12 protein-coding genes, 1 tRNA gene and 3 rRNA genes are annotated in these 18,568 nt (G+C 61.3%); 3 read left to right on the top strand and 13 right to left on the bottom strand.

Going from position 1 to position 18,568, the window contains the following annotated elements:
• Positions 1–36: 36 nt before the first annotated feature.
• The 9 genes from E1742_RS23885 to E1742_RS23845 all read right to left on the bottom strand — a co-directional run bounded on the left by E1742_RS23885 (position 37) and on the right by E1742_RS23845 (position 10,082).
• Complete coding sequence (locus E1742_RS23885) at positions 37–693, bottom strand: hypothetical protein (protein ID WP_134387556.1); 657 nt, start codon at positions 691–693, stop codon at positions 37–39.
• On the bottom strand, positions 690–1,526 hold the full coding sequence (locus tag E1742_RS23880) for a quinoprotein dehydrogenase-associated putative ABC transporter substrate-binding protein (RefSeq protein ID WP_134387555.1): 837 nt from the start codon (positions 1,524–1,526) through the stop codon (positions 690–692). Before E1742_RS23880 ends, E1742_RS23885 begins: the two co-directional genes overlap by 4 nt.
• A complete protein-coding gene (locus E1742_RS23875; protein WP_134387554.1) occupies positions 1,523–1,927 on the bottom strand; it encodes a c-type cytochrome in 405 nt (134 codons plus the stop codon). Before E1742_RS23875 ends, E1742_RS23880 begins: the two co-directional genes overlap by 4 nt.
• A 52-nt stretch (positions 1,928–1,979) precedes the next feature.
• Positions 1,980–3,785, bottom strand: a complete 1,806-nt coding sequence (locus E1742_RS23870; RefSeq protein WP_134387553.1) for a methanol/ethanol family PQQ-dependent dehydrogenase — start codon at positions 3,783–3,785, stop codon at positions 1,980–1,982.
• 177 nt (positions 3,786–3,962) lie between these two features.
• Complete coding sequence (locus E1742_RS23865) at positions 3,963–4,307, bottom strand: hypothetical protein (protein WP_229466278.1); 345 nt, start codon at positions 4,305–4,307, stop codon at positions 3,963–3,965.
• A gap of 7 nt (positions 4,308–4,314) precedes the next feature.
• The gene (gene gfa, locus E1742_RS23860) at positions 4,315–4,893 is read right to left on the bottom strand and encodes an S-(hydroxymethyl)glutathione synthase (protein ID WP_134387552.1); all 579 of its coding nucleotides are present in this window, start codon (positions 4,891–4,893) and stop codon (positions 4,315–4,317) included.
• Positions 4,894–4,918: 25 nt separating this feature from the next.
• A complete protein-coding gene (locus E1742_RS23855) occupies positions 4,919–6,025 on the bottom strand; it encodes an S-(hydroxymethyl)glutathione dehydrogenase/class III alcohol dehydrogenase (protein WP_134387551.1) in 1,107 nt (368 codons plus the stop codon).
• Positions 6,026–6,046: 21 nt separating this feature from the next.
• On the bottom strand, positions 6,047–7,567 hold the full coding sequence (gene adh, locus E1742_RS23850) for an aldehyde dehydrogenase (protein WP_134387550.1): 1,521 nt from the start codon (positions 7,565–7,567) through the stop codon (positions 6,047–6,049).
• Between the two features lie 148 nt (positions 7,568–7,715).
• On the bottom strand, positions 7,716–10,082 hold the full coding sequence (locus E1742_RS23845) for a TonB-dependent receptor (protein WP_134387549.1): 2,367 nt from the start codon (positions 10,080–10,082) through the stop codon (positions 7,716–7,718).
• Positions 10,083–10,129: 47 nt separating this feature from the next.
• Here E1742_RS23845 and E1742_RS23840 point away from each other — a divergent pair, with 47 nt between their 5' ends.
• Positions 10,130–10,393: a hypothetical protein gene (locus E1742_RS23840; RefSeq protein WP_134387548.1), complete on the top strand. Its 264-nt coding sequence runs from the start codon at positions 10,130–10,132 to the stop codon at positions 10,391–10,393.
• Between the two features lie 201 nt (positions 10,394–10,594).
• On the opposite strand, the gene rrf is transcribed toward E1742_RS23840, so the two are convergent.
• The 4 genes from rrf to E1742_RS23815 form a co-directional block, all read right to left on the bottom strand.
• Positions 10,595–10,707: ribosomal RNA gene (gene rrf, locus E1742_RS23835) — 5S ribosomal RNA — on the bottom strand.
• A 126-nt stretch (positions 10,708–10,833) separates the two neighbouring features.
• Positions 10,834–13,706, bottom strand: a 23S ribosomal RNA gene (locus tag E1742_RS23830).
• Between the two features lie 290 nt (positions 13,707–13,996).
• Positions 13,997–14,073, bottom strand: a tRNA-Ile gene (locus E1742_RS23820).
• A gap of 99 nt (positions 14,074–14,172) precedes the next feature.
• Positions 14,173–15,703, bottom strand: a 16S ribosomal RNA gene (locus E1742_RS23815).
• The 16S, 23S and 5S rRNA genes sit together here with 1 tRNA gene alongside, the layout of an rRNA operon.
• A 561-nt stretch (positions 15,704–16,264) precedes the next feature.
• Here E1742_RS23815 and E1742_RS23810 point away from each other — a divergent pair.
• On the top strand, positions 16,265–17,632 hold the full coding sequence (locus E1742_RS23810) for a sensor histidine kinase (protein WP_134387547.1): 1,368 nt from the start codon (positions 16,265–16,267) through the stop codon (positions 17,630–17,632).
• Positions 17,633–17,697: 65 nt separating this feature from the next.
• A complete protein-coding gene (locus E1742_RS23805) occupies positions 17,698–18,459 on the top strand; it encodes a LytR/AlgR family response regulator transcription factor (RefSeq protein WP_134387546.1) in 762 nt (253 codons plus the stop codon).
• Positions 18,460–18,568: the final 109 nt, after the last annotated feature.

The raw sequence follows: 18,568 nt of genomic DNA, 5'->3' as shown, positions 1-18,568 counted from the left end.
GGCCGGCCTCCGCTCTCATTGGTTTGACGGCTGCGTTCACCGTGGCTGCGCCAGCGCATCGACAAGCGTCAGCGTCTCGTCGTCCGGAGCGCCATCGGCCAGCGCCGTGCCCAGCTGGTAGACCCCGCCTGGCACGCTGTCGCTGAGGACGAAGCGGTAGGTCTTGCCGGCGTATCTTTCCAACCGTGCATGCAGCGGGTCGTCCCGGTACGGCTGGATGCGTACCAGCCGCGCCGGCACCTGCTTTCCGTGCCATGCGATGGGCTGGGCAACGACCTGTGCCCCGGCCGCCAGCGCCATGCGGATGCGCTTGCGGAAGTACGTCGCCGAGCCGCCTGTCAGCCGCCCCATCTGCGCGATGTCGCGTTCGAGGAACCCCAGCAGCACGGGATTGCCGCGAGCGTCGTCCAGCTGCGGCAGTTCGTACCGGCGCTCGCCGGACAGGAAGCGCACGGTCGCGCGCGTGCCGCCGCCCCGCTGTGCCAGATCGAGCCGGACGGTGTCCGTGAATGGCGCGTCACCGTGGCCGCGAAAGTCGTACACCAGCGTGGCAGGCGCACGCAGTTCCGCCAAATGGTCCGTCTCGAACAGCAGCACCTCGGCCGGCGAGACCGGCTGGGCGCACGCGCCCGCCGCCGCCAGTGCGGCGATGGCGCCGGCGGCGCGCAGCCTGACTTCCACAAGGCCCGTCATGGTTGCAGTGGCAGCAGCGGCACGCCGTACCGGCGCAGGATGGCGTCGATCTTCGCGCCGTTCGCTTCGAGCAGTGCGTCGATGCGCCGGCGGAACGCCTCGTCGCCGTGGCGCACGGCCATCGCGATCTCGAAATCGAACTTCAATCCCGGCGTCGAGGCGAGCGGCACGGCCACGATGGGCGCGCCCTGCGCATTTCGGGCAAAGTAGCCGGCGATCGGCCCCCAGGCGAACGCCACGTCGATCTTGCCGCTGGCCAGGTCCTTTTCGATCATCTCGCCGGGGTACTGCTCCGCGTCGCCCGTCTGGCTCCGGTACCACTCGACCTGTTCCATCAACCCGTGCCGCAGCAGCCAGTCGGTAACGGGCGAACCGGCGAACGCGCCGAAGCGCAGTTTGCGCCGCGACCCCGCGTCAAGGGCCAGCAGGCCGTCCAGTCCCTGCACGCCGTCCAGGCCCTTGCCCTTCACATAAGCCATCGCGTAGGTGGAACGGTAGTAGGGCCGCGTGGTGGCCGCCATGTCGAATCCTTTCGGCACACCCGTGACGAGGTCGCACTTGTAGCGCTCCGTGTGTTCGACCTTCGCGCGCAGCGTATTGCGGATAAAGCCCATGCGCTGCGGGTACCACGTGTGTTCGAGCTTCCAGTGCAGTTCATCGGCCAGCAGCGCGGCGATGCGGTTCTCGAACCCTGCCAGCGCGTGGCTCGACAGCGGCAGGTTGTTCGGGTCCTGGCAGACGCGCAGCACGCCGTCCTGCCCCGGCCCGTCCGCCGCCGCCGCCCCGGACGCCAGCAGGCACACCGCGCCGACCAGCAGAGGGCGCAGCTTCATTGACCGCCCTCCTTGCCGATCTCCTGCAGCCGGCCGGGCTCGATTGCCCCGTCCGAGCGTCCTTTCAGGTAGGCGTACAGGAAGTCGATGTTTTCCGTCACCATCTTGCTGCCATCGAAATTGGGCATGCCCTTGTCGATGCGGCCATGCAGTACGACGTTCTTGAACTGGTCTTTGGTGAGCACCTTCAGGCTTTCCACCAGCGACGGGCCCACCATGCCTTCCTGCGCCGCACCGTGGCAGCGCTCGCATGCCATGGCGCGCCACGTGCGCCAGCCCGTCAGCGTATGCGGATCGACCTTGTTGCCATCGGCGACCTGGTACGGCGGCGTATCGGCCAGCGCCGGCAGCCCGGCAAGACAGCACACCGCGATGCACAGCAATTTGATGTATCGGTTCATGGTTCGGGTCCGGGAAGTTGGAAGCGGCCATGGCCGCTTCCGGGTTGACGAATCAGCGGTCGGGCAGCGCGAACACCGTCAGCACGCCGCCCAGCTCGGTGTACTTGGCCAGGTCCTTGTAGCCGCCCACGGCGCCGAGGCCTTCCGTGCCCTTCGTCAGCCCGGCCGCGAGGCCGATGCCGGCCCAGCCGCCGATGCCCGACAGCACGCCGATATACTGCTTGCCCTTGTATTCCCACGTGTGGACGTTGCCGACGATCCCCGAAGGCGTCTTGAACTTCCACAGCTCCTTGCCGTTCAGGTCCACCGCCTTCAGGTAGCCTTCCAGGGTGCCGTAGAACACGACGTCGCCGGCCGTGGACAGAGCCCCGCTCCAGACGGAGAATTTCTCCGGTTTGGACCAGACGATCTTGCCGGTGCCCGCGTCCCAGGCAATGAAGTTGCCCAGGCCGCCATGGCTGTCCGGCGCGGCGTACATCGACAACGTGGAACCCACGTACGGCTGGCCGGCCGTGTACTCCACCTGGAACGGCTCGTAGTCCATGCAGACGTGATTGGTCGGCACGTAGAACAGCCCCGTCTTGCGGTTGTAGCTGGCTGGCTGCTGGTCCTTCGTGCCCAACGCGGACGGGCAGATGCCTTTCGAATTGAAGTCCGGTCCGTTCTTGTCGGTGCTGTACTTGTCCACCACTTGCGGCCGGCCCGTCTTCATGTCGACGTGCGTGGCCCAGTTGACCTTCGGATCGAATTTCTCGGCCACCAGCAGCTCGCCGGTCACGCGGTCGAGGGTGTAACCGAAACCGTTGCGGTCGAAGTGCACCAGCGCCTTGCGTGGCGTCCCCTTGACCTTGATGTCGGCCAGGATCATTTCGTTGACGCCGTCATAGTCCCACTCGTCGTGCGGCGTCATCTGGTAGACCCACTTCGCCTTGCCCGTATCGAGGTCGCGCGCGAAGATCGTCATCGACCACTTGTTGTCGCCGGGACGCTGGCGCGGGTTCCACGTGCTGGGGTTGCCGGTGCCGTAATAGACGAGGTTGGTGGCCGGATCGTAGCTGTACCAGCCCCAGGTGGTGCCGCCGCCCAGCTTCCACTGGTCGCCCTTCCAGGTCTTGAGCGACGAGTCCGCACCGATCGGCGCCATCTTGCCGTTGGTCCATGTCATGGTCGTCTGCGGGTCCACCATCAGTTCGTTGTCCGGCCCCGTGCTGTAGGCCTTCCACAGCACCTTGCCCGTGTTCATGTCATGCGCCGTGATGCGGCCGCGCACGCCGAACTCGCCGCCGCTGATGCCCGTCAGGACCTTGTCCTTGAACACGTGCGGCGTGTTGGTCGTCGTTTCGCCCAGCTTCGGGTCGCCTACCTTGACCTTCCACAGTTCGGCACCCGTTTTCGCGTCCAGCGCGACGAGGGTCGTGTCCGCCTGCTGCAGGAAGATCTTGCCGTTGGCATAGGCGACGCCCCGGTTGACCGTGTCGCAGCACATCACGGGGATGACCGTGGGATCCTGCTTCGGCTCGTACTTCCAGCGGATGCTCTGGTCTTCCAGCGACAGCGCGAACACCTTGTTGGGGAACGGGCTGTGGATGTACAGCGTGTCGCCGATAACGAGCGGGCCGCCTTCGTGCCCGCGCAGCACGCCGGTCGAGAAGGTCCACGCCACCTGCAGGTTCCTGGCGTTCTTGTTGGTGATCTGCTTCAGTTCGCTGTAGCGGTGATTGGCCAGGTCGCCGGACTGCATCGCCCAGTTCTTCGGGTCCTTCGTCAGCTTCTCGACGTCGGAATCGGCCGCCAGCGCCGGCGCCGCGGCCAGCAGCAGGCATGGCCAGCAGCGCATCAATCTCAAGGTGAGTGACATGTTTCGGGTCTCCTATGGTTTTTATACGCGGACCTCGCTGGCCCGGCGGGATGCTCCAGTGAGTCAGCACGGAGCGTGCCAGTGCGGTACGGCCTGCTCACGGCCGCCGCCCGCCGCGCTTTCTGTTCCTGTTACGTGACAGTGGCGGCACGCGCTGTCCCTCATGCGGCACAACCGTCAGCGCGGCGCAACGTGGCACGCCTTGCTCGCGTCTGCCTCGATCGCCTTGTACTTGCCGGCCGCCTGCCTGACGCTGGGCGGATCGCGGAACAGCGCGCCCCGCTCGCCCGCCATCGTCCGGTTGCGCAGCGCCGTTGACATTTCGACGTACTCGTCATACGTCAGCGCCGCAGCGATCCGGTCGATGACGCAGGCGCACTTGTACAGGTACTCGTACTTGCCGTCGTGCTTCTGCATGCACTCCAGCACGTACTCGACCCGGCCGCTGGTGGGGTAATCGTGCGCGCTGGCTGTCAGGGGCAGGCAGAGCGCGCACAACAGCAGACATCTGAACGGCGACATCGGCACCTCAAGCATCCTGCAGCAGGCCGCGCGACTTCGCCACGTGGGTCGAGATCGCATCCATCAGCGGCGGCGACAGCGCGTCGTAGGGCGGCAGGCCCAGCTCGTTCAGGCGCGCGCGCACGGCGCCCATGTTTTCCGGCCGCGCCCCCGATTCGATGATCGACGAGACGAACGCGGCGAATTCCGGCGGCGCCCAGCCCGGCTCGCGCGACAGCTCCGTATGAACGAAGTCTAAGCCGTAGAACGGATGCTCCCTGTTCTCGATGCGGCCATACATGTGCACGCCGCACTCCCTGCAGGCGTGGCGGCCGATGGTGGTGGCGGGATCGACCACCTGCAGCTTGTCGCCGTTGGCGGCCACCTTGACGTGATCGCTGCCGACAACGGCCACCTGCGAGAACAGCGAACCGGCCGGTTTCCAGCACTTGGTGCAGCCGCAAACGTGGTTGTACGATACCTGCCCGGTGATCTGGACAGTCACGGGATTGCTGGCGCACCTGCACGTCAGCGTCCCGCCCTGGAAGCCGGGGTCGCCGGGGGGTATGCCGTCGTCGACGGCCGGGTGAATATGCACGGTACTCATGGTTGTCTCCCTGGGTGGTGGTGGATCAATACAGCACGACGGAGCGGATCGATTCCCCGCTCTTCATCAGATCGAAGCCTTCGTTGATGCGTTCGAGAGGCAGGGTATGCGTGATCAGGTCGTCGATATTGATCTTGCCGTCCATGTACCAGTCGACGATCTTCGGCACGTCCGTACGCCCGCGCGCGCCGCCGAACGCGGAGCCGCGCCATTGCCGGCCCGTGACAAGCTGGAACGGCCGGGTGCTGATCTCCTGCCCCGCCGCGGCCACGCCGATGATGAATGACTGGCCCCAGCCCTTGTGGCAGCACTCCAGCGCCTGGCGCATCAGGGTCGTGTTGCCGACGCATTCGAAGCTGTAGTCGGCGCCGCCGTCGGTCAGCCCCACGATCGCGTCGACGACGTTCTCCACGTCGTTCGGGTTGATGAAGTGCGTCATGCCAAAGCGGCGTGCCATCTCCTCGCGCGCGCCGTTGATGTCGATGCCGACGATCTTGTCCGCACCGACCATCTTCGCCCCCTGGATGACGTTCAGGCCGATCCCGCCCAGGCCGAACACGACGACGTTGGCGCCCGCCTCCACCCCGGCCGAGAAGACGACGGCGCCCACGCCGGTCGTCACGCCGCAGCCGATGTAGCAGGCCTTGTCGAACGGGGCATCCGGGCGGATCTTCGCCAGCGCGATTTCCGGCACGACGATGTAGTTGGAGAACGTCGACGTGCCCATGTAGTGGAACAGCGGCTGCCCTTCCAGCGAGAAACGCGACGTCCCGTCCGGCATCAGGCCGCGGCCCTGGGTCGAGCGGATTGCCTGGCACAGGTTGGTCTTGCGCGACAGGCAGAACTTGCATTGCCGGCATTCGGGCGTGTACAGCGGGATGACATGGTCGTCGCGCCGCACCGACGTGACGCCAGGCCCTGTCTCCAGCACGATGCCGGCCCCTTCGTGCCCGAGGATGGCGGGGAAGATGCCTTCCGGGTCGGCGCCGGACAGCGTGTAGTAGTCGGTATGGCAGATGCCCGTGGCCTTGATCTCGACCAGCACCTCGCCCGCGCGCGGGCCTTCCAGGTCGACTTCGGCAACGGTCAGTGGCTCGCCCGCTTTCCAGGCGATGGCTGCTTTGGTTTTCATGGTTTCTCCAGTCGCGTTGTGTCAGAAGAAGCCCAGCGCTTTCGGGCTGTAGCTGACCAGCAGGTTCTTCGTCTGCTGGTAGTGCTCCAGCATCATCTTGTGGTTCTCGCGGCCGATGCCGGACTGCTTGTAGCCGCCGAACGCCGCGTGGGCCGGATACAGGTGATAGCAGTTGGTCCAGACGCGTCCCGCCTGGATGGCACGGCCGACGCGGAAGGCGCGGGCACCGTCGCGCGTCCACAGCCCGGCGCCCAGGCCGTACAGGGTGTCGTTGGCGATGGCCAGCGCGCCGGCTTCGTCCTTGAACGTGGTGACGGAGACGACGGGACCGAAGATCTCCTCCTGGAAGATGCGCATGCGGTTGTCGCCCTTGAAGACGGTGGGCTGCACGAAGAAGCCGCCCTGCAGGTCGCCCGGCATCGGCTGGCGCGCCCCGCCGGCCAGCACCTCGGCGCCCTCCTGCCGGCCGATGTCCAGGTACGAGAGGATCTTGTCCAGCTGCTCCTGCGAGGCCTGGGCGCCCAGCATCGTGGCCGGGTCGAGCGGGTTGCCCTGTTTGATCGACGCGACGCGGGCCAGCGCCTTGTCGATGAAGCGCTCGTAGATCGATTCCTGCACCAGCACGCGCGACGGGCACGTGCAGACTTCCCCCTGGTTCAGCGCGAACATGGCGAAGCCTTCCAGGCATTTATCGAGGAATTCGTCGTCCGCATCCATCACGTCGGCAAAGAAGATGTTGGGCGACTTGCCGCCCAGTTCCAGCGAGACGGGAATCAGGTTCTGCGCAGCGTACTGCATGATCAGGCGCCCCGTGCCCGTCTCGCCCGTGAAGGCGATCTTGGCGATGCGCTTGCTGGAGGCGAGTGGCTTGCCCGCTTCCAGCCCGTAGCCGTTGACGATATTCAGGACGCCCGGCGGCAGCAGGTCGCCGATCAGTTCGGCCAGCACCATGATCGATGCCGGTGTCTGCTCGGCCGGTTTGAGCACGACGCAGTTGCCGGCGGCCAGCGCGGGCGCCAGCTTCCATGTGGCCATCAGGATGGGGAAATTCCACGGGATGATCTGGCCGACAACGCCCAGCGGTTCGTGCAGGTGGTACGCGTAGGTGTCGTGGTCGATCTGCGCCACGGAACCTTCCTGGGCGCGGATGCAGCCGGCGAAATAGCGGAAGTGATCGATCGCCAGCGGGATGTCGGCCGCCGTCGATTCGCGGATGGGCTTGCCGTTGTCGATCGTCTCGGCCGTCGCAAGGGTCGCCAGGTTTTGCTCCATGCGGTCGGCGATTCGGTTCAGGATATTGGCCCGCTCCGCCTGCGTCGTGCGGCCCCAGGCTTCCCTGGCCGCGTGCGCCGCATCGAGTGCCCGTTCCACGTCCTCCGCCGTGGAACGGGCGACCTCGCAGAACGGCTGGCCCGTGATGGGCGTGACGTTGGCGAAGTATTCGCCCTTGACCGGCGCCACGAAAGTACCGCCGATGTAATTGTCGTAGCGCTGCCTGAAGGGATTGGCGACGCCCAGCTTGCCGATATCCGCGAGATCCATGTCGTCCTCTTTCAGAAGTGTGGTGGGAGCGGCGCCCGGCGCGCTCCGGAAGCGTGACACCCTGCTCCGATCCCGGGACAGGTGTCGCTGCCGGCTGCCGCGCGAGGCGCTCGCAGCCTTGATGTTGCAAGCGGCGTGCCCGCCGGCTTCAGAACGTGCGGCGGATGCCCGCGATCACCGTGCGCGGTGCACCGGGCGCAACGAAACGGGTGTGGCCGGCGTCAAGGGGGTCCTCGTGCGGCTTGACCAGTCGGCCGTGCGGGAACAGGTCAGGTGCTACGGCGCCATACGTCTCGTAGCGGCGGTCGAGCACATTGGCGATGCGGGCGAACAGCTCCCACCCCGGCGACGGCCGGTAGGTGGCGCGCATGCCAAGCAGCACATGGCCGCGCACGCGCCAGTCGGCCCTTTGTGCCCGCCCGTCGGGCTCGGCGTCTTCGATCAGGCCGTCCTCGTTGCCCTGTGTGACCAGGCTGCTTACGCCGTGGACCTCAGCGCCCAGCGTCCACTGCGCGTTGGCATTCCAGTCCAGCGCGAGCTTGCCGCTGTGGCGTGGCAGGCCCGCGAGCCGCATGCCGCGCCGGATGGCGACATGGCGCGCGCCGGTGAACAGCTCGCCATCGGCGTCGTACGTGGCCTGCAGGTAGCTGTAGGCGAAGCGCATGTCGACGTTGCCGATGCCGTGCGCCAGCGACAGGTCGAGGCCCTGGTGCCGGGTCCGCTCGAAGTTGGCGAAGTAGCCCTGACGGGATGGTGCGCTGAGGAACAGGATGTCGTCCCGGTTGACAGTGCGGTGCAGCGACACGGAGTAGCCGCCACGCTGCCATTTGCTGCGCATGCCCGCCTCGACCGTGCGCGCGATCACCTGCTTCAGGTAAGGATCGGCCTGCAGGCCCACAGGCAGGCGGCACGGGTTTTCCGGGTCCGCGCAGCCCAGCTCGATGACGGTCGGCACGCGGTTGCCTTGCCCGACGTTGGCAAACACCGCCGTGCCCGGTGTCAGCTGGTGGACGAAACCCAGGGACGGGTTCAGGCGGGTATAAGTAAAACTCTCGGCGGGCTGCTCGCCTCGCTCGTTGGTCAGCGTGTTGTCGACACGGGCCCGGTTCCACCGGGCGCTGGCGGTGAGCTGCGTACCCGCCTTCGCTGTCCAGTTGGCCGCCACGTACAGGCCGACGGCGCGCGCGCTGCCCGTCACCGAAGCCGACGGTTCGCGCTCTTCGTCCGGGTCGCCGATGACTTCGCGCGATGGAGTGATGAACGCCTGCTGCTCGAACTGGGCATAGCGCGACGTGCTGCGGTCGAACGTGCCGCCAGCGTCGATCCGGGTGGCGCCGCGGCGGGTGCTGTATGCGGCGCTGACGCCGTTGCCGCGCTGGCGGGTGCTCGTTGTGTTCAGCACGCCGGGGTGCAGCGCCGCACCCTCGTCGCGCGTAACGCCACATCCGTCCGGATCGAGCGGATTGCCGGCGTCGTCGAAGCCGTCCTCGCAGTCTTCCGTGTACTCGTCGTAGTCCTCGCTGACGTCGCCGTTGACGGTGTCGCGTCGGCTGTTGCGGACGTAGACGACGGCCGTCAGTTCACTGTCGGCGCTGAAGCGGTGGGTGACGTTGAACGAACCCTGCGCCAGGCGGTTGCGCGTGGTGTCGGGGAACGTGTACACGGCGCGGCGGTTGTCTCCATAGAGTGCGTCGGGCAGCAGGCCATTGCCGAGCAGACGGCTGCGGCCTGTCAGCAGCGTGGCGCTCCAGTCCGTGCTGCCGCGAGTGCGGCCAAGCTTGATCAGCAGGTTTGCCAGGTGGCCCTCGGAATGGTCGCGCCAGCCGTGATCGTCGAACCAGGTCGCGCCTGCAAAGGCATGCCAGCCGTCTGCATTGTTGAAGCCGTACGCCAGGTCGGCGCGACGGCGGCCCTGATCCGTCAGCGAAAACTCCGCTTCGCCGCCGGGATGGGTCAGGCCGGATTTCGTCGTCAGTGCCAATGCACCACCAAGCGTGTTCAGCCCGTACAGCGGACTGGCGCCGGAAACAAGCAGCAGGCTGCCGATGGCCGCCTCGGGCAGCATGTCCCAGTGGACGACGTCCCCAAACGCCTCGTTGACGCGCACGCCGTCCAGGTAGACGGAAATGCCTTGAGCGCTGCCGACCACTGGCGAAGCACGGAAACCGCGGAAAGTAATGTCGTGCTGGAACGGGCTGCCGGATACTTCGTTGACGTTGACGCCGGTCAGATTGCGCGCCATGAACTCCGCAAGATTCTCGCCACCTGCCTTGCGCAGCGCCTCGTCGCTGGCCACTTGCACGGGGTATGGCAGCAACTGACGGTCGATGCCGAGGCCGTAGGTGGGCGCCAGTCCGACAATTTCGACACTGGGTATGCCTGCGGCGGCGGGCTCGGCCCAGGCGTTCCATGGCGCCGCCAGCAGGGCTGCAGCAATTGCCTGGCGGGGCGACAACGGGAATGCGCTGCGCGGGATGGCACGCTTCGCGGCAAACGGAGAGCGGGAGGCTGGCATGGGTGCGGGCTGAGTTCGGTTGTACCGTCAGCAGCAAAGCACGTGCCATGGCGAACAAGGTGTTCTGGCTTACTTGGCTGTTCAAAAGTGGAACAGTTGTGCCGGAAGGGCTGTATCGTCGCGTAGTCAACGCGCGGACAACGATGTCTGTCAGGTATGTTGCTGATGGCGTTGGGTTATGGCGTCAACGCCAGCGTACCGTGGGCATGGCTCCAACGGTGCGCCAAGTCGGCGGCGTGATGGGAATATGGAGCGGAAATGAAAAAAGCCCACCAGATCACTGGTGGGCTTTTCCCGGTATAACAGCCTGACGATAACCTACTTTCACACTGGTTGCAGCAGCGACGTCCGCCAGTGGCGGGCGGAGCAATCGGCGCAAAGTGCGACGTCGGGCAGTGCCCGGCGGAGCGACGGTTCGGGACGGTGCGCCAAGTCGGCGGCGTGATGGGAATATTCCCCCCAATGCGAAAAACCCCCGCCAGATCACTGGACGGGGGTTTCTCTATATAACAGCCTGACGATAACCTACTTTCACACTGGTTGCAGCACTATCATCGGCGCAAAGTCGTTTCACGGTCCTGTTCGGGATGGGAAGGGGTGGGACCGACTTGCTATGGTCATCAGGCATGACTTGTACAGAACACAGCTCTCGACAGAGCAGCTGTGTTCTTGAATCTGGAAGAAGTAAAGTTGGGGTAATACTCGTTAAAGCTCACACAGGGTAAATGCTTGCCACAACCGTCAAGGTTATAGGGACAAGCCGTACGGGCAATTAGTATCAGTTAGCTTAATGCATTACTGCACTTCCACACCTGACCTATCAACGTCCTGGTCTCGAACGACCCTTCAAAGAGCTCAAGGCTCTGGGAAATCTCATCTTAAGGCAAGTTTCCCGCTTAGATGCTTTCAGCGGTTATCTCTTCCGAACTTAGCTACCCGGCAATGCCACTGGCGTGACAACCGGTACACCAGAGGTTCGTCCACTCCGGTCCTCTCGTACTAGGAGCAGCCCCCTTCAAATTTCCAACGCCCACGGCAGATAGGGACCAAACTGTCTCACGACGTTTTAAACCCAGCTCACGTACCACTTTAAATGGCGAACAGCCATACCCTTGGGACCGGCTACAGCCCCAGGATGTGATGAGCCGACATCGAGGTGCCAAACTCCCCCGTCGATATGAACTCTTGGGAGGAATCAGCCTGTTATCCCCAGAGTACCTTTTATCCGTTGAGCGATGGCCCTTCCATACAGAACCACCGGATCACTATGTCCTACTTTCGTACCTGCTCGACTTGTCGGTCTCGCAGTTAAGCACGCTTATGCCATTGCACTATTAGCACGATGTCCGACCGTACCTAGCGTACCTTCGAACTCCTCCGTTACACTTTAGGAGGAGACCGCCCCAGTCAAACTGCCTACCATGCACTGTCCCCGATCCGGATCACGGACCAAGGTTAGAACCTCAAACAAACCAGGGTGGTATTTCAAGGTTGGCTCCACGAGAACTGGCGTCCCCGCTTCAAAGCCTCCCACCTATCCTACACAGATTGGTTCAAAGTCCAATGCAAAGCTACAGTAAAGGTTCATGGGGTCTTTCCGTCTAGCCGCGGGTAGATTGCATCATCACAAACACTTCAACTTCGCTGAGTCTCGGGAGGAGACAGTGTGGCCATCGTTACGCCATTCGTGCAGGTCGGAACTTACCCGACAAGGAATTTCGCTACCTTAGGACCGTTATAGTTACGGCCGCCGTTTACTGGGACTTCAATCAAGAGCTTGCACCCCATCATTTAATCTTCCAGCACCGGGCAGGCGTCACACCCTATACGTCCACTTTCGTGTTTGCAGAGTGCTGTGTTTTTATTAAACAGTCGCAGCCACCAGTTTATTGCAACCCTTTCGCCCTATCACAGTAAAGTGACCAAGCTACCGGGGCGTACCTTTTCCCGAAGTTACGGTACCAATTTGCCGAGTTCCTTCTCCCGAGTTCTCTCAAGCGCCTTAGAATACTCATCTCGCCCACCTGTGTCGGTTTGCGGTACGGTCTCGTATGACTGAAGCTTAGAGGCTTTTCTTGGAACCACTTCCGATTGCTTCAGAACCTAAGTTCCTCGTCCCAGTCCCTTGGATTACGTACCCGGATTTGCCTAAGTACCTCCTATGAACCAGAAACTGACTATTCCAACAGTCAGACAACCTTCCGCGATCCGTCCCCCCATCGCATCATACGACGGTGCAGGAATATTAACCTGCTTCCCATCAGCTACGCATCTCTGCCTCGCCTTAGGGGCCGACTCACCCTGCTCCGATGAACGTTGAACAGGAAACCTTGGGCTTACGGCGTGCGGGCTTTTCACCCGCATTATCGCTACTCATGTCAGCATTCGCACTTCTGATACCTCCAGCATCCTTTACAAGACACCTTCGCAGGCTTACAGAACGCTCTCCTACCATATCCTTACGGATATCCGCAGCTTCGGTGACTGGCTTAGCCCCGTTACATCTTCCGCGCAGGACGACTCGATCAGTGAGCTATTACGCTTTCTTTAAATGATGGCTGCTTCTAAGCCAACATCCTGACTGTTTTAGCCTTCCCACTTCGTTTTCCACTTAGCCAATCTTTGGGACCTTAGCTGGCGGTCTGGGTTGTTTCCCTCTTGACACCGGACGTTAGCACCCGATGTCTGTCTCCCAAGCTCGCACTCATCGGTATTCGGAGTTTGCAATGGTTTGGTAAGTCGCGATGACCCCCTAGCCATAACAGTGCTCTACCCCCGATGGTGATACTTGAGGCACTACCTAAATAGTTTTCGGAGAGAACCAGCTATTTCCAAGTTTGTTTAGCCTTTCACCCCTACCCACAGCTCATCCCCTAATTTTTCAACATTAGTGGGTTCGGTCCTCCAGTGCGTGTTACCGCACCTTCAACCTGGCCATGGGTAGATCACTTGGTTTCGGGTCTACACCCAGCAACTAGCGCCCTGTTCGGACTCGATTTCTCTGCGGCTCCCCTATTCGGTTAACCTCGCTACTGAATGTAAGTCGCTGACCCATTATACAAAAGGTACGCCGTCACGGAACAAGTCCGCTCCGACTGTTTGTATGCACACGGTTTCAGGATCTATTTCACTCCCCTCCCGGGGTTCTTTTCGCCTTTCCCTCACGGTACTGGTTCACTATCGGTCGATTACGAGTATTTAGCCTTGGAGGATGGTCCCCCCATCTTCAGACAGGATTTCTCGTGTCCCGCCCTACTTGTCGCATACTTAGTTCCACACATCGCATTTCATGTAAGGGGCTATCACCCTCTATGGCCGAAGTTTCCAATTCGTTCCATTATGCGTCATGCTAAATCATGCAGGCTCTTCCCATTTCGCTCGCCACTACTTTGGGAATCTCGGTTGATTTATTTTCCTGCAGCTACTTAGATGTTTCAGTTCGCCGCGTTCGCCTCACACACCTATGTATTCAGTGAGTGATACCCTAAAAGGGTGGGTTTCCCCATTCGGAAATCTACGGATCAAAGCTCGTTTGTCAGCTCCCCGTAGCTTATCGCAGACTACTACGTCCTTCATCGCCTGTAATCGCCAAGGCATCCACCATGTGCACTTATTCACTTGTCCCTATAACCTTGACGGCTATCGGTTCAAGCATTTACTACTGTGTTTTTGATGAGCTTTATTACTACCCTGAACGCATGATGTCTCATGCATTCAATAAAACTTTACTTCTTCCAGATTGTTAAAGAACGAAACAGCAGTAGTCTCTAAAAGACTAAACGTAAAAGCGAACAAGTCACGCTTACGTTTAAGCTTTTGGTGGAGGATGACGGGATCGAACCGACGACCCCCTGCTTGCAAAGCAGGTGCTCTCCCAGCTGAGCTAATCCCCAGGGATTTTCTTGCGCGATACGTGGTGGGTCTGGTTGGGCTCGAACCAACGACCCCCGCGTTATCAACACGGTGCTCTAACCAGCTGAGCTACAGACCCGCATTGTTACCACAGCGGTGCTACTGTTTCTTCTTCATCCAACAGTCGATAAGTGTGAGCGTTTGATGCACGATCATTGCTGATCCGTGCCAACTCTAGAAAGGAGGTGATCCAGCCGCACCTTCCGATACGGCTACCTTGTTACGACTTCACCCCAGTCACGAATCCTACCGTGGTAAGCGCCCTCCTTGCGGTTAAGCTACCTACTTCTGGTAAAACCCGCTCCCATGGTGTGACGGGCGGTGTGTACAAGACCCGGGAACGTATTCACCGCGACATGCTGATCCGCGATTACTAGCGATTCCAACTTCATGCAGTCGAGTTGCAGACTACAATCCGGACTACGATACACTTTCTGGGATTAGCTCCCCCTCGCGGGTTGGCGGCCCTCTGTATGTACCATTGTATGACGTGTGAAGCCCTACCCATAAGGGCCATGAGGACTTGACGTCATCCCCACCTTCCTCCGGTTTGTCACCGGCAGTCTCATTAGAGTGCTCTTTCGTAGCAACTAATGACAAGGGTTGCGCTCGTTGCGGGACTTAACCCAACATCTCACGACACGAGCTGACGACAGCCATGCAGCACCTGTGTTACGGTTCTCTTTCGAGCACACCTCGATCTCTCGTGGCTTCCGTACATGTCAAGGGTAGGTAAGGTTTTTCGCGTTGCATCGAATTAATCCACATCATCCACCGCTTGTGCGGGTCCCCGTCAATTCCTTTGAGTTTTAATCTTGCGACCGTACTCCCCAGGCGGTCTACTTCACGCGTTAGCTGCGTTACCAAGTCAATTAAGACCCGACAACTAGTAGACATCGTTTAGGGCGTGGACTACCAGGGTATCTAATCCTGTTTGCTCCCCACGCTTTCGTGCATGAGCGTCAGTCTTGACCCAGGGGGCTGCCTTCGCCATCGGTGTTCCTCCACATCTCTACGCATTTCACTGCTACACGTGGAATTCTACCCCCCTCTGCCAAACTCTAGCCTTGCAGTCTCCATTGCCATTCCCAGGTTAAGCCCGGGGATTTCACAACAGACTTACAAAACCGCCTGCGCACGCTTTACGCCCAGTAATTCCGATTAACGCTTGCACCCTACGTATTACCGCGGCTGCTGGCACGTAGTTAGCCGGTGCTTATTCTTCAGGTACCGTCATTAGATGCAGATATTAGCCGCACCCGTTTCTTCCCTGACAAAAGAGCTTTACAACCCGAAGGCCTTCTTCACTCACGCGGCATTGCTGGATCAGGCTTGCGCCCATTGTCCAAAATTCCCCACTGCTGCCTCCCGTAGGAGTCTGGACCGTGTCTCAGTTCCAGTGTGGCTGGTCGTCCTCTCAGACCAGCTACTGATCGATGCCTTGGTAGGCCTTTACCCTACCAACTAGCTAATCAGATATCGGCCGCTCCAGGAGCACAAGGCCTTGCGGTCCCCTGCTTTCATCCTTAGATCGTATGCGGTATTAGCGTAACTTTCGCTACGTTATCCCCCACTCTTGGGTACGTTCCGATATATTACTCACCCGTTCGCCACTCGTCAGCGGAGCAAGCTCCCTGTTACCGTTCGACTTGCATGTGTAAAGCATGCCGCCAGCGTTCAATCTGAGCCAGGATCAAACTCTTCAGTTTAATCTCTGTTTAACATCCATAAATGGACGTAGTCTTGAATTCCTCCCGCTAGGAGAAATTCACTCTCAAGAATCTGCCGTTCCTCTTGCGAGGTCACGTTAAATTACTTGCGAGCGCTTGATGCTATATTTTGAGTATCGGGACCGAAGTCCCGGGCACACTCACATCAAACGCCCACACTTATCGACTGTTGATTGTTAAAGAATTCTGCCCGGAGGCGCTTGCTGCGATCCTTTCGGAACCCGACAAATCGTTGTGTTTGTCAGCAGCAGAGAGATGAGATTATGCGGTGTTTCGTGCAGCTCGTCAAACTCTTTTTTCTCAGCCCCAGACTGCGGAGCCAACTCTACTGTTCTCTCTTTGTAAGCAGCGCAACAGCAGGGACAGGACTATAGCAAGACTCTCCCCTACCCGCAAGTGCTTTTTTGCGACAACGGGCCATCGCCACAATTGCCCGCCCACTCCCGTCTTTTGCCGCCCTGTCGCATGCCCCTCGCCGCGGTGGACATTTTTACGTAAGGTTATCTACACTTGCTGACTAACTAAGATCGAAAGCCAGAGATGTTCCCGACGCCACAAACACAAGAGACGTTCAAAACCGTACTGGCGTGGCTCCACAGGGCGTTCGACCGTACAGCCACCTGGGTGACGCAGCTTTCCTGGTGGAAGTTCTTTCTGTTTGCCGCGCTGTCGCTGATTGCCGCCTCCATCCTGCAGGAGGAACTCTTCTCGCCAAATATGGATGAGGATCTGGAAATGCGCTCGCATAAGCGCGCCAGGGCCAGTTCCGACGAACCGAATATCGTCATCGACGACAGCGGCATCCGTTTCAATCCGCGCGGCGGCAAGCTGCGCAAGGAGACGACGCCGGCGCCCGACGAGACGCACGAAACCCCGGAAACACCGGAGACACCGGAAATACCCGAGCCGGGGGACGTTCCGGACGCCCCGGCGGCCCCGTCCGCGCCCGATGCGCCGGAAGCCGTACCCGCGGCACCGGCCGCGCCGGCCGCCCCGGCCAAACCGGCCAAAGCCGCATCCCCCGTGACCACGCTGCCCGGCGAAGAGGTCCACATCGAGCTGCCGCCGCAAATCGGCGAAGAGCTGTCGAACGCGCTGGAGAAAGCGGTCGACAACGCCGCCGAGGAAAAGGTATCCCGCTATCACGAGCAGGCGTCGACATGGTTCAAGAGTTTCGTCTCGCTGCTCGTGCTGACACTGTTCGGCATGAAGGCGCTGATGGGCGGCAAGAAGAAGGCCGAGGCACAGACACAGTACGCCAACGCGGCAGCCGAGCGCGAATCCATGCAGCGCCAGCTGTCCGAAGCGAAGATGCAGATGATGCAGGCGCAGGTCGAGCCGCACTTCCTGTTCAACACGCTTGCCTCGGTCGAACACCTGATCGAGACGGACCCGCCGCGTGCCTCGGCCATGCAGCGCAGCCTGATCAAATACCTGCGCGCGGTACTGCCCCAGATGCGCGACAACACGCTGATCACCAACCTGGGCCGCGAGGCGGACATGGTCGTCGCCTATCTCGCCCTGCTGAAGATGCGGATGGAGGAACGTCTGACGATCGACTTCAACATTCCCGACGGCCTGCGCAGCGCGGCCTTCCCGCCGATGATGCTGCAGTCGATGGTGGAGAACGCCATCAAGCACGGCCTCGAAGGCAAGCCGGAAGGCGGCACGCTGACGGTGCGCGCCGAGGTCGCGCACAGCAAGCTGCGCGTCATCGTTGCCGACAACGGCCTCGGCTTTGGTGCCAAGCCCAGCGACGGCACAGGCCTCGGTCTGATGACCATCCGCGAACGGCTGAAGCTGCTGCATGGCGAGCAGGGGCATCTGCACATCGAACCGAACCAGCCCAGCGGCGTCATCGCAACGATTGAAGTGCCTTATCAGCTGTCGCCACAGGCGCCCAAATGAAGAGATTGCACCGGGGCGCAATTCATTGAATAATTGGCATCCATTGCCCTTTCGAAGCGACGACCATGCCGACAGCGATACTAGCCGACGACGAACGTTTGATGCGCGACCAGCTGCGCATGCGCCTGGGCCAGGTGTGGCCCGAGCTGGACATCGTTGGCGAGGCCAAGAATGGCGATGAAGCCGTCACCCTCGTCGACGAGCTCAAGCCCGACTTCACGTTCCTGGACATCCGCATGCCAGGCAAGACCGGCATGGAAGCGGCTGCGCTGATCGGCAACAAGAGCCACGTCGTGTTCGTCACCGCGTACGATGCCTATGCGGTCGAGGCTTTTGAACGGGGCGCCGTGGACTACGTGCTGAAACCGCCCGAACAGGAGCGGCTGAAGATCACGGCCGAGCGCCTGCGCGACCGGCTGGCGCGGCCAACGGGCGACGTCAATGCCAGCGTGACGGCCATGCTGTCGCAGCTGGCCGAGAAGATCGCCACGCCCAAGCCGAAGTACCTGCAGTGGATCCAGGCCAGTATCGGCCAGGACCTGCGCATGATCCCCGTCGAGGAAATCCTGTTCTTCCGTTCCGACGAGAAGTACACCTGCGTGCAGACGGAAAAATTCGAGGCACTGATCCGCAAGCCCGTGCGCGACCTGGCCGAAGAACTCGATCCGTCGCTGTTCTGGCAGATCCACCGCGCCACGCTCGTGAACGTCAATGCGATCGAAGGGGTCACGCGCGACATTCGCGGCCGCCACCTCGTCATGGTGAAGGGCCGTTCCGACAAGCTGGAAGTCAGCCGCAGCTTCCTGCACCTGTTCAAGCAAATGTAAGCACGTCGATGTAAGGCCGCGGCACTTCGCCTGCTGAGCCATATCAAGCCCGTGGCCGTGCGCCTGTATTAGGGTCGTCGGATGTGGCCGTTCCAAGGCGGCCGAGGGA

It is taken from the genome of Pseudoduganella plicata, assembly GCF_004421005.1.
In the GTDB taxonomy this organism is placed as follows: domain Bacteria; phylum Pseudomonadota; class Gammaproteobacteria; order Burkholderiales; family Burkholderiaceae_D; genus Rugamonas; species Rugamonas plicata.
The sequence above is the reverse complement of the archived record's forward strand: the minus strand, read 5'-3'. Positions and strand labels throughout refer to the sequence as shown.

Coding starts and splice junctions, on each gene's coding strand:
- E1742_RS23885 (WP_134387556.1), bottom strand. CDS start 693: ATGACGGGCCTTGTGGAAGTCAGGCTGCGCGCCGCCGGCGCCATCGCC.
- E1742_RS23855 (WP_134387551.1), bottom strand. CDS start 6,025: ATGAAAACCAAAGCAGCCATCGCCTGGAAAGCGGGCGAGCCACTGACC.
- E1742_RS23840 (WP_134387548.1), top strand. CDS start 10,130: ATGGCGAACAAGGTGTTCTGGCTTACTTGGCTGTTCAAAAGTGGAACA.
- E1742_RS23865 (WP_229466278.1), bottom strand. CDS start 4,307: ATGTCGCCGTTCAGATGTCTGCTGTTGTGCGCGCTCTGCCTGCCCCTG.
- E1742_RS23870 (WP_134387553.1), bottom strand. CDS start 3,785: ATGTCACTCACCTTGAGATTGATGCGCTGCTGGCCATGCCTGCTGCTG.
- gfa (WP_134387552.1), bottom strand. CDS start 4,893: ATGAGTACCGTGCATATTCACCCGGCCGTCGACGACGGCATACCCCCC.
- E1742_RS23810 (WP_134387547.1), top strand. CDS start 16,265: ATGTTCCCGACGCCACAAACACAAGAGACGTTCAAAACCGTACTGGCG.
- E1742_RS23875 (WP_134387554.1), bottom strand. CDS start 1,927: ATGAACCGATACATCAAATTGCTGTGCATCGCGGTGTGCTGTCTTGCC.
- E1742_RS23845 (WP_134387549.1), bottom strand. CDS start 10,082: ATGCCAGCCTCCCGCTCTCCGTTTGCCGCGAAGCGTGCCATCCCGCGC.
- E1742_RS23805 (WP_134387546.1), top strand. CDS start 17,698: ATGCCGACAGCGATACTAGCCGACGACGAACGTTTGATGCGCGACCAG.
- adh (WP_134387550.1), bottom strand. CDS start 7,567: ATGGATCTCGCGGATATCGGCAAGCTGGGCGTCGCCAATCCCTTCAGG.
- E1742_RS23880 (WP_134387555.1), bottom strand. CDS start 1,526: ATGAAGCTGCGCCCTCTGCTGGTCGGCGCGGTGTGCCTGCTGGCGTCC.